Source organism: Acidobacteriota bacterium (assembly GCA_003696075.1).
Taxonomy (GTDB): Bacteria; Acidobacteriota; Polarisedimenticolia; order J045; family J045; genus J045.
The window spans coordinates 1-2747 of record RFHH01000223.1 but is presented as its reverse complement, the minus strand read 5'-3'; the positions used below and the strand labels follow the sequence as shown (position 1 = coordinate 2747).

2 protein-coding genes are annotated in these 2747 nt (G+C 72.6%); both read right to left on the bottom strand.

The genetic code is table 11. The features are described from left to right. The coding region (locus D6718_13595) for a hypothetical protein (GenBank protein ID RMG42620.1) at positions 1–2236 on the bottom strand (2236 nt) is incomplete at its 3' end. Continuing rightward, complete coding sequence (locus D6718_13590) at positions 2233–2601, bottom strand: hypothetical protein (GenBank protein ID RMG42619.1); 369 nt, start codon at positions 2599–2601, stop codon at positions 2233–2235. The genes D6718_13590 and D6718_13595, both read right to left, overlap by 4 nt. Positions 2602–2747: the final 146 nt, after the last annotated feature.

Sequence of the window (2747 nt, the reverse complement as noted above, 5' to 3'; positions counted from 1 at the left end):
TCCCGCCCTCCAGCGTCAGGTAGCGCGTCTCCCGGTCGGCCAGGGGGTCCGCGAGGGGGTCGCTCAGAACCATCTTCACCCGGCCCGCGGGAAGATGGGCGAAAGCGAACCGGCCGTCGTCTCCGGTCGTCGTTCGGCGCCTCCATCCGGGTCCGGACACCTCGACCCGCCATCCCGCGACGGCATGCTCCTCGTCGGAGAGAAGGACACCTTCGAGCGCGGCCCCCGGGCCCAGGAGCACGGTCCGCTCGCGGTCCGCGAGAAGCGTCACGACTACGGGGGCATAGTCCGGATGGCTGACGCTCACCTCGACTCGCGTGCCTTCGGAGGCCTCGCAAACCTCGAAGCGGCCGTCGATGCCGCTCGTCGCCAGCACCTCGGGTTCCTGCGTGGGGCCCGCCGGCTCGTCCGATTCGGTCGCCGCGATGACCGCCCCGGGCACCGGCTCCTCCGTTTCGGCATCGAGCACCAGCCCGCGCGCGCATTCGGCAGGCTCGAGTTCGATCGTGAGCTGATCCGCGGTACTGTCTTCCACGCGAACTTCGCCGGCGAAAGAGCGGTGACCCCGGCTCCGCGCTCGAATCAGGTAGTCGCCCGGCGGAAGACCGTCGATCCGGAGGTGCCCGCTCCCATCCTCCGAGCGCCGGGGTCGCATCAACGCGAGGGTCCGTTCGTCGAAGCTTTGCGGGTCGAGCAACGCCGGCCATACCGACACGGTGAACGAGGTGAGCGGTGCGCCGGTTGCGGCGTCGAACGCGCGGATGTCGATGCTCCCGCCGCGGCGAAGCCGAACGGTGCGGGCCGGGCCCGGCACGTCGACGGCGTCGAGCCAGAGTGGCCGGTATCCAGGAGCTTCGACCTTGAGGCCGTACCGCCCTCGCGCCACGCCCGCGACCACGGCCGTGCCGTCGCTCTCCGACGAGGCCCGGGCGACGACCTTGCTTCCCCAACCTCTCGCGTGAAGGCGCACCGCCGCCCCGGCCACCGGCGCGCCACTTTCGTCGGTGACCCTCAGCCCCAGTCGCTGCGCCCGCTCGAGACGAACCGGCCCCAGCTCCGGGGAGCCGGCCGCGGAGACGACATGCACGTTTTCGATCGTTTCCGGCAGCGATCCCTCCGCGGAGACGACGAGATGGTACCGCCCCTCGGGAAGCCGGAGACTGGCGCAGCGGGACGGGGCCGGGCCTTCCGCTTCGAGGAACCGCAGCGCCGTGAGGCGCTCCGCGACGAGGTTCGCCGAGCGCGCGGCGATCCGGAGAGCTTCGACCGGCTGGTGGCTGTCTTTCCACTCGGCGCACACCGCGACCGGAACGGTCTCCGAAACGACGATGCGCGCGGGGTTTTCGGTCGCCGGAACGGTAGCGAAACCGATGCGGTGGTCGCCGGTTCTGGCGGCGACGAACAGTGTCGCTCCGGCGGGCACGGGGCCGATTTCGAAGCGGCCCGCATCGTCCGTCCGTCCCGCGACGACCGAGGCGGGATCGATCGGTTCACCACCGGCGATCGGGGCGGCGCGGACATCCGCGCCGGCCACCGGCCGTCCGCCCCCGTTCCGGACCTCGCCCGCCAGCCGGATCGCACGTGCCGCGGAGAGCACGATATCGGATCCCGCGGCGGGCAGTTCGACGGCATATCGAAGCGAGGCATAGCCTTCGGCGTGAACCTCGAGCGTGACCGCTCCCGGGTCGAGACCGTCGAAGCGGAAGTCGCCCGCAGCCCCGGTCTCGGCCTCCGCGAGGAGCGCGCCGTCGGCGCCGCGAAGGAGCACACGGGCGCCCGAGATCGGCCGGTGCGTCGCTCGGTCGATCAGGTGCCCGGCGCAAGCCGGCTTCGGTGCCAGGACGACCCGGAGACGCGAGGCGGCCCCCCCGACGGCCACGCGCCGATCGAAGAACCCCGGCGCGCGCACCGTGATCGCCGATGTCGCGTCCGTGTCGGCGGTGACGGCGAAGCGGCCGTCGGGGTCGACCGGGACGGCCTTCTCCCCACCGGGCCCGGAGAGCACGACGGAGGCCGTCCCGATGGCGGTACCGCCGGGCGAGACGACGATCCCCTCGATGCGGCGCGCCGCCGACTCGGCATCGGCCGCGGCGATCGTCAGAACCAGGAACGCGGAGGCGAGGAACCGCCCGGCCGAGCGCTTTCCGCCCCCGCCGGTTCGCCGGAGCCTTCCGCGAGCCGGACGCGGCGACCCGGAGTTCGGCCGCCGGTCCGCTGCGGCACCGGGTGCCGTCATGCGCGTCCGCCGGCGGCGCCGGGCCCGCGGTCGCGCGGGGACGCCGCGCAGGCCCCGGAACTCCGGAGGCTCCGCGTCCAGATTCCGACCGGGGTCACGAGCCGTCGCCGCGCCGGCGCGAGAGCGGCCTCGGACTCCGGCTGGACGACGCCGCCACCGCCCCCGGGCGTCGCCTCGCAGTGCCCGCGCAGCTTGCAGCGGCGGAACTTCCACAGCCGCCACGACGAACAGCGCTCCGCTCCGTTACCGTCGGCGGCCTGGCACACGTGGTCGGCGGAGCATGTCACGCACGCTCGGGCCGGGACGGTGCCTGCGCAGAAGATCACGAAGAACAGAGAAGCGGCGAGAAGAACGTGACGCTTCATGGCCTGTCCTCCCAACCGATTCTTCGCTCTCCTTATACATCCTGCTGCGGGGGCCGGAGGGGGATTCCGCGTTCCTGGATCCGAAAGCGAAGAGCGCCGCGTTCCATGATCCTGGACGCTGCCGGCGCTCCGTCCGTGCGGGGTTT